This is a genomic window from Proteiniphilum sp., from assembly GCF_034331125.1.
Taxonomy (GTDB): Bacteria; Bacteroidota; Bacteroidia; order Bacteroidales; family Dysgonomonadaceae; genus Proteiniphilum; species Proteiniphilum saccharofermentans.
In genome coordinates this window covers 69,848-78,118 of sequence record NZ_JAXQGC010000042.1, presented here as the reverse complement: position 1 = coordinate 78,118, position 8,271 = coordinate 69,848, and the positions used below count along the sequence as shown (strand labels likewise).

General features: G+C 43.8%; 9 protein-coding genes. 3 read left to right on the top strand and 6 right to left on the bottom strand.

Going from position 1 to position 8,271, the window contains the following annotated elements; translation table 11 throughout:
• Positions 1 to 498: transposase (locus tag U2P89_RS10470; RefSeq protein ID WP_322191371.1), on the bottom strand; the 498-nt coding region annotated here is incomplete at its 3' end.
• A gap of 56 nt (positions 499 to 554) precedes the next feature.
• Between U2P89_RS10470 and U2P89_RS10465 the strand changes: the two genes are divergently transcribed.
• Together U2P89_RS10465 and U2P89_RS10460 are read left to right on the top strand one after the other, a co-directional pair.
• Positions 555 to 899, top strand: coding sequence for a glycoside hydrolase family 30 beta sandwich domain-containing protein (locus U2P89_RS10465; protein ID WP_092026986.1), 345 nt, complete (start codon positions 555 to 557; stop codon positions 897 to 899).
• An 8-nt stretch (positions 900 to 907) separates the two neighbouring features.
• Positions 908 to 2,458 (top strand): beta-N-acetylhexosaminidase, encoded by a 1,551-nt coding sequence (locus U2P89_RS10460; protein ID WP_322191370.1) that lies wholly within the window; start codon positions 908 to 910, stop codon positions 2,456 to 2,458.
• Between the two features lie 42 nt (positions 2,459 to 2,500).
• On the opposite strand, the gene U2P89_RS10455 is transcribed toward U2P89_RS10460, so the two are convergent.
• From U2P89_RS10455 to pruA, 4 genes are all read right to left on the bottom strand, one after another.
• Positions 2,501 to 3,190, bottom strand: coding sequence for an SMUG2 DNA glycosylase family protein (locus U2P89_RS10455; RefSeq protein WP_091907705.1), 690 nt, complete (start codon positions 3,188 to 3,190; stop codon positions 2,501 to 2,503).
• An 8-nt stretch (positions 3,191 to 3,198) separates the two neighbouring features.
• Positions 3,199 to 3,525, bottom strand: coding sequence for a helix-turn-helix domain-containing protein (locus tag U2P89_RS10450; RefSeq protein WP_076931004.1), 327 nt, complete (start codon positions 3,523 to 3,525; stop codon positions 3,199 to 3,201).
• A gap of 66 nt (positions 3,526 to 3,591) precedes the next feature.
• The gene (locus U2P89_RS10445) at positions 3,592 to 3,870 is read right to left on the bottom strand and encodes a type II toxin-antitoxin system RelE/ParE family toxin (protein WP_313381615.1); all 279 of its coding nucleotides are present in this window, start codon (positions 3,868 to 3,870) and stop codon (positions 3,592 to 3,594) included.
• A 280-nt stretch (positions 3,871 to 4,150) separates the two neighbouring features.
• The gene (pruA, locus tag U2P89_RS10440; protein ID WP_313381614.1) at positions 4,151 to 5,782 is read right to left on the bottom strand and encodes an L-glutamate gamma-semialdehyde dehydrogenase; all 1,632 of its coding nucleotides are present in this window, start codon (positions 5,780 to 5,782) and stop codon (positions 4,151 to 4,153) included.
• 198 nt (positions 5,783 to 5,980) lie between these two features.
• Between pruA and U2P89_RS10435 the strand changes: the two genes are divergently transcribed.
• The gene (locus U2P89_RS10435) at positions 5,981 to 7,165 is read left to right on the top strand and encodes a proline dehydrogenase family protein (RefSeq protein ID WP_091907711.1); all 1,185 of its coding nucleotides are present in this window, start codon (positions 5,981 to 5,983) and stop codon (positions 7,163 to 7,165) included.
• 55 nt (positions 7,166 to 7,220) lie between these two features.
• Here the strand turns inward: U2P89_RS10435 and U2P89_RS10430 are convergent, their stop codons facing one another.
• Positions 7,221 to 8,270 carry a 2-oxoacid:ferredoxin oxidoreductase subunit beta gene (locus tag U2P89_RS10430; RefSeq protein WP_322191369.1) on the bottom strand — a complete coding sequence of 350 codons (1,050 nt, stop codon included), beginning with the start codon at positions 8,268 to 8,270 and terminating at the stop codon, positions 7,221 to 7,223.
• Position 8,271 lies beyond the last annotated feature (1 nt).

Here is an 8,271-nt window from a genome sequence, read left to right as displayed (position 1 = left end):
GTTCCCGGGATGCGGATCGGGATCGTCATCATTATTAACCCCATCATCCTTCGCAACCGTGTCAACCTCTTCTTGTTTTGCCCCGGCTTTCAGCTTTAATCCTTTTCTTATCAAATCATCTGTCAATGATTCAAAGACATCCAGGTCGATTCGCTTTCTGATGGATACCGGCAGTGAGGGTGTCATCACCTGTTCATAAGTGAAAGCCTCAAGCCCAAGAAAATACTGCATGTAGGGATTTTCCTGGATCATCTCTATCACGCCGCGGTCATCCGTCTTCATGATGTGCTTTATGATGACCACTCCCAGCACAAGCCTGGCATCCTTGGTGGGTGCACCCCGGTTGCTCTTGAAGTTCTTGTAATAAAGCCGGGCGAACTCTTCCCAGGGAACTATTTTTGAAAGAAAAAACCACCGGTTATTCTCATCCAGTTTTGCCTCGAAGGGCATCTTGAACTCGGAAATTGAAAGCTGTCTGGAGCTCTTGTATCGTATCATAAAATGCAAGGTTTATGAAGTAAAAATACTCAATTTCTTGCAGTTATGCAAATATTATGACGGTTAATCTACTGATTTTCAGCAGCGGATGTCCGTCCTGTCGGCCATTTGTCACGATACATTCGGAAACGGGTGAGATATCTTTTAATCCAGAATATTATTTGACAGGCCATTTTTCAAAATTTATAGACCGGGGAGCCTGGCGGATCCATTCATCGAATGTGGAAAGTACGGATAACATAAGAAACGTGGCTTTTCTCAATCCGGACGGATCAAAAGTAATGGTAGTACTTAATAATTCGGATATGGAACGGGTAATCGAAATACAGGATCAAACGGAAGTCATCGGTTCCATACTGCCTGCCCGTTCTACGGCAACATATAAATGGAATAACAATTAATTGAACCGATGAAAAGAAATCAGACCGTACTGTTTTTTCTATTCATTGTCGTGCCGTTTTTTGCACAGCAGCACGCCGTGATTCCCCAGCCGGTGGATATTACATGGCTGCAATCTGCTCCCTGTTATTTATCCGATCCGGTAAAAATCGTTGCAGAAAAAGGCTTTCTTTCAGAGGCCGTATTACTTGCTGGTGAATTGGAAAGCAGATTCAATTGCTGGGTAGTGCTGGTTGAAGAATATAATGAGAAGGAAGGCGGTACATTGATACGGATAGGACAGGATACCGATCGATCGCATCCGACAGAAGGATATCAGTTGAAAGTTGATTCAAAGGGTTGTCTTATTACTGCATCCGATCCGGTCGGGGCTTTTTATGGTTGTAATACTCTTTTGCAACTTATTGAAGCCGACCCGGAGAAAGATGGGCAATATTGTATAAAGTCTGTCGACATAAAAGACTATCCGAGATTTGGATGGAGAGGTTTAATGATGGATTGCTCCCGTACGTTTCTATCAATGGATTATTTGAAAAAAACGATCGATCGTATGGCATTCTATAAATTGAACAAATTGCATCTTCATCTGACGGATGACCAAGGGTGGCGATTGGAAATAAAAAGCCGTCCGAAATTAACAAGCGAAGGAGCCGCTTTTGCGGCCTCCTCACTTGAGCCGGAGAATTTTTCGGGATATTATACACAGCAGCAGATGAAAGAACTGATTGCATACGCTGCACAAAGGCATGTGGAGGTTATACCCGAAATTGAAGCTCCCGGGCATAGCTCGGCCGCTCTTTATGCCTATCCTGAATTGTCCTGTTCTAAATTGAAAGTACCTGTTTATCCTTTATTCGCCTTCGAAGGAGAGAGGTTGAATGATGTGTATTGTGCAGGAACCGAAGATACGTATGTTTTTTTCAAGGATGTGCTGGGTGAAGTCGCCCGTATTTTCCCTTCACCTTATATTCATTTGGGAGGTGATGAGGTAAGAATACAATTATGGAAAGAATGTAAAGTATGCCGGAACAAAATGAACGAGTTGGGAATAGATTCCGAAGTATTACTGCAACGGTATATGATGACGAGAGCGGCAGAAAATGTGTTAAGTGCCGGTAAGATGCCTATTTGCTGGGACGAGGCTATAGAAGGGGATATAGGAAAGGATTGGATTATTATGGCATGGCAGGAACAGGAAAAAGGCCGGATAGCTTTGCAGAAAGGATATCAGGTAGTGATGACCCCGACCAGTCATCTCTATTTCGACTATAGTTATGCCACAACACCTACCCGGAAAGTATATAGTTATGACCCCGTTCCTCCGGATGCGACGGAAGATGAAAAATCGCGGATCCTGGGTATCCAGGCCAATTACTGGACGCATATCGACAGATGGGAATCACGGATTGATTACCAATTGTTCCCGCGTGTGCTGGCTTTGTCTGAGAAAGCCTGGTCGGAAGAAACGGTAGTTGATTATGACGATTTCAGGAAGCGTGGGAAACAGCATAAACTATGGTTTCATTATTTCGGGATCGAATATAACGGGAATGATATGTAAAACTTAACTCAAGTCTGATCAAGTTCCTATGCGCCTACCGGCTTATTCCCCGAATGCCAGCAGGTATTTGTCGATATAGAGCTGTTTCTCTTTCGACTTGTATTGCTGAATATAACGTGGATGCTCCAATATTGTCATCCTGTCGAAAAGTTTCTCCTGTTTGTTCAGTTTTGCAATGAAATCGGCATTCTTTTTCCCGAGGATATATACTTCAGAAGTATCGAGTCCTATCTCGATATGTTTTTTGAGCGATGCAATCATAAACCCTTTTACCGTTTCAAACAGTTCTTTATCATCATAGTAGTTGGCGTTAAGCCAGTTGCCGTCTTTTGTTTGGCGGATGATTGCCAGCGGGAAGGGTGAGTTGATGTAAAAGTGGCTGTAAAATTCATCCGCACCGCCGTAAGCTGCGATCATATCATACATGAACACGGAAGAAACCTCGTGGGTATGGGCTGAATGCATGGTGATCCCACAGACACTTTCCAGTCGTTTGGTATCGGTGAAGGGGACACCCGTTACTCCCGCTCCGTGACGGCTCGGATTAATGCCAATGATGAATCTGCGTTGGTTCGTATCATTATAATATTTGTGGTAGAATGCTTCCATGACCGGCATCGTTTCCGGGTTTTCCAGAAAAGGGTTCAGTACCTGAAATCCCTCGGGCAAATCCCCCGAATAGTGCAACTCCCTGTTGAAAGCAATAACCTTATCTGCCAGATTTTCCGTCATTTTTCCTATTAGACGAGTTTAACAAAATTGTTTTCAAGTTTTACATTAAAGTTTATCTCAGCTTTTAGGGCCTTAAAAACTTTAACTATCGTGTCAATCGTCGCACTATTAGCACTGTTTTCAAGTTTTGAGATTTGAGCTTTCCGAACACCTACAAGCTTTCCGAGCTCTTCTTGTGTCAAGTTTTGTTCTTGCCTGGCGGCTTTGATCATTTTACCCAAAACATCCATACGAAGTTCGTATTCGTAGTCATCACGTTCTTTTGTGCCAACCTTGCCGATGTATCTATCCTTCATCTCGGCAAGCGTATATGTCTTTAATTCCTTTGTTGCCATGTGATTATTTTTTTAGTTTGTTCCTAAAGTACTCATCTCTCAGGCTTATTGCCCGATCTATTTCGTTTACCGGCACTTATCAACTTTCTTTATAAATCCATGTGTTGCTATCACCAGAGTTTCCTTATTCTTACTTTTGTCCCAAAATGCAAGAAGCCTTATATGAAGTCCTGCGTATCTTGTCCGAAATTCCCAAATATCACTTTGTAGCTTCTTGAAAAGTTTTGGATCGTTGGTTTGTTCTGCAAGATCAATATTGTAGAATATCTTCCTAACTATTTTAGAATCAGGGACTGCAATAAACTTGTCTGCTTCTTCCAGAAATCTAGTTTCAGGTGTATTCATAATTTCTTTGGGTATTCCTTTGGTTCTAAACCGGTACTAAGTTTTTCTGAAATCTTAAAAAAATAATCGACCGAGGATAGATTAATTTCTTCGATATTGTTTTGAGCAAAGGTGATTTGACTCAGGGCAGCTGTAAAAAATAGGGAAATAAAAATCTTTTTCATGTTGTATAATAAGCTATAAGGTGCCATTATAAGGTAAAAGATGGGAACTTGGCTCCTGTTTGTGGGAGTAAAATTGAGCTATCCCGCCTTTATCTGGGGCGGGATAGCTTTATTCATCACTCCTCCAGGAAATTCGGATACATGTAGTCCGTTGCCGGAACAAATGTTTCCTTGATACATTGCGGAGAAACCCAGCGCAGGAGGTTGAACACCGAGCCGGCTTTGTCGTTGGTGCCCGAACTGCGTCCGCCGCCGAACGGCTGCTGGTCGACCACGGCGCCGGTGGGCTTGTCATTGATATAGAAATTCCCGGCTGTGTGTGTCAACCGGGCAGTCATCTTTTCGATATTGGCCCTGTCGGCAGAGAATATAGCGCCTGTAAGCGCATAATCTGTAGTGGTATCGAGGATATCCAGCGTCTTGTCGAGGTCTGCCGGATCGTACAGATATACGGTAAGTATCGGGCCGAAGAGCTCCTCTTTCATCGTGATGTAATCGGGCTTTTTGGCCAGAATTATGGTGGGGTGGATAAAATAACCTTCCGATTTGTCGTAGGTGCCGCCACAAACGATCTCTGCATCGGGTGACGCTTTGGCGTCGTCGATTGCCTTTGCCAGTTTATCAAACGAATCCTCGTCGATCACTGCATTCACGAAATTGGAGAAATCTTCCGGTACTCCGATTTTAATTTTAGAGAGATCGTTGCTTACAAACCTCTTAACATCTTCCCATAGGGTGGTGGGGATATAGGCTCTTGAAGCAGCTGAGCATTTCTGTCCCTGGTATTCAAATGCGCCTCGGGTAAGTGCTGTGGCTACTTGTTTTGCATCGGCTGTCGGATCGGCAAAGACATAGTCCTTTCCTCCCGTTTCTCCCACGATACGGGGATAGGATTTGTATTTCGACATATTTCCGGCAATAGTGCGCCACATGCTGTTGAACACTCCGGTGGAACCGGTAAAGTGCAGTCCGGCAAAATCACGGTGGTTGAAGATCACATCGGCGGCATCCCTTCCATCGGCATAGACGAGATTGATTACCCCGTCAGGTAGTCCGGCTTCCTGTAACACCTTCATAATAAGGTGGGCGGAATAAATCGCTGTCTTTGAGGGCTTCCATACTACAGTGTTACCCATCAACGCCGGAGCGCCGGGCAGGTTTCCTGCAATGGAGGTGAAATTGAATGGCGTAAGCGCAAAGATAAACCCTTCGAGCGGACGCCAAACCATACGGTTCCATATACCGGGAGAGGAATTGGGTTGCATCCGGTAAATTGTATCCATATTCTTCACATTATAGCGGTAGAAATCGATCAATTCGCATACAGCATCTATTTCAGATTGATAGGCATTCTTCGATTGGCCTATCATGGTAACGGCATTGAACTCATAACGATAAGGGCCGGCAATCAGTTCGGCTGCTTTCAGGAAGATGGCTGCACGGCTTTCCCATTGCATTGCTTCCCAGGTTGGTTTTGCTTTTAATGCAGCATCGATCGCCATCTGTACATGTGTTTTGTCCCCTTGATGATAATGTCCAAGAAGATGGCGGTGATTATGGGGTGGACGAATATCTTTTAGGTTGCCGGTACGCACCTCTTTTCCTCCGATGATCATCGGCAGATCGAGCCCACCTTGATTCAACTCAACTAATTTTTGTTTTAACGCTACCCTTTCGGGCGTTCCCGGAGCATAACTCCTGACGGGTTCATTCTTTACTTCGGGTAATTGAAATACTCCTTTAGACATAAGTTAATCTGTTTAATGAGGTTTTACTATTTGGATGAGACAAATTTACCAAAAAAAGTTTGATGAGACTATTTCGCCGGAAAGTTTTCATGAAAAAATACAGTTGCCGGAAATAAGAAATTTTTTAGCGATAAAAAAATAGAATCTTTTTGTTATTTTTGTAGGCCTTTACATTTATAACACTTATACAGAAAATACATGCAATCTAAGGAAACACTACCTGTCAATTTTGAAAACACGGAAACCGCTTTTCGTGATCAATCCAACGCAAGTTTAAAACAGGCTTATCAACTCTTTAAGGTAATGAATAACCGCCGGTTGGTGAATATAGGTAAGCATCTGGTTAATTTTGCTTTTGCCGTCCATTTTCCTATAGAGGGTATAATCAGAAATACTATCTATAAACATTTTGTCGGTGGAGTGTCTATTGAAGATTGTAGCAAGACAATTACCCGGCTGGCCCGATACAATGTGGACTCTATTCTCGATTATGCGCAGGAGGGAGAGGAATCGGAAGATGCTTTCAATGCTACCTGTCGGGAGGTAATACGTACTGTTGAATTTGCCGGTAACCATAAGAATGTGCCATTCAGCGTGTTCAAGATCACGGGGGTGGCACGCTTCGACCTTCTGGCCAAGGTGAGTGAGCAACAACCTTTGACCGATGAGGAAAGGGCGGAATTCCGTAGTGTTGAGGAGCGCGTGGATGCTATCTTCAGAAGAGGATTTGAACTGGATGTGCCGGTGCTGATCGATGCCGAAGAGACCTGGATACAGCCGGTTCTGGATGATATGGTGATGAATCTCATGTCACGCTACAACAAGGAGAAGGCTATTGTGCAAAACACCTACCAGATGTATCGACACGATAGTATAGAGCGGATCAAACAGCATCACCGTATGGCGTTGGAGGGAGGATTTAAATTCGGTCTGAAAATTGTGCGGGGAGCCTATATGGAGAAAGAACGCAACCGTGCTGCTGAACGAGGGTATCCATCACCCATTCAGCCGGATAAACCGGCTACTGATCGTGATTTCGACGATATTACCCGTTATTTTATAGAGCATCTGGATAGTATCGACTTCATGGTCGCCACCCATAACGAAGAGAGTTCATTATTATTGGCTCGCCTGATCGATGAGTATAATCTGCCGAGGAATCATAGGGGAATCTATTTCTCCCAATTATATGGTATGAGCGATCATATTACTTATAATCTTGCCGAACAGGGATACAATGTTGCAAAATACGTTCCTTATGGTGCCGTGAAGACCATGATGCCCTACCTGTTCCGTCGGGCTGAAGAAAATTCATCAGTAAAGGGACAGACCAACCGGGAACTGAAAATGATCCGGACAGAAATAAAACGGAGACGTAATTGATTAGTTGATTTACTGATTACATTATCACTACTTGTCCCGATTTATCGGAATTATTTTATTTCACTTCCCAGATATTGGGGGAGTTAAGAAGGAATTCGGTAAATGACCTTTTCGGTGTCATCATTTGTACTTCCTCTATCTGTCTTTCATATTCCTTCTCGTAAGTCGGTTCTTTTACACTACGGATGACGCCCAGTGCCACAGGAAGCCCGTCGATGTTATCCATCAACGCCAGTTTCATATGTAAAATATTGTCTCTGGTGGTAGCATCGTGTACCAGTATATCGTCCAATGTATATCCATCCTCTCCTATGGTTACAGCTTTGAGGTTCCATCCATCCAAAACAATCCCCCTGTTCTCTTCTTTACCGAAGATCATCTTTTCCCCATGCTTCAGTATTATGGTATTATCAGCCTTCCAGTTGCGGTCACTAATCCTGTTGTGGATATTATCGTTAAAGATTACGCAGTTCTGTAATACTTCCACTACCGAAGTCCCTTTGTGCTTGGCGGCCTCCGTCATTACTTCCGTTTGGTTTTTGATGTCTACGTCTATGGCGCGGGCAAAGAAAGTGCCTCGTGCCCCGAAAGTCAGTTCAGCCGGACGGAAAGGATCTTCCACTGTTCCGTAAGGAGATGATTTGGAGACGAATCCCCTGTCGGAGGTAGGTGAGTACTGTCCTTTTGTAAGGCCATAAATCTTGTTATTGAAAAGCAGAATATTGATATCCACATTTCTTCGGATTGTATGGATAAAGTGGTTCCCGCCGATGGCAAGTGAGTCGCCGTCGCCGGTAGCGACCCATACGCTTAATTCGGGGTTGGCCACTTTCACTCCTGTGGCGATGGCTGCAGCACGACCATGGATGCTGTGAAAACCATAGGTATTCATATAATATGGTAAACGTGACGAACAGCCGATCCCAGAGATAACGGCTATCTTGTGAGGGTCGATATTCAATTCAGCCATCGCTTTTTGGAGGCTCGTCAGAATGGCATAATCGCCGCAACCCGGACACCAACGAATGGCATTTTCACTTTTATAATCTTTAGGTAGATGTTTCTGATATCTTAATTCTTTTGCTGCTATTTCTGTTACTTCCATA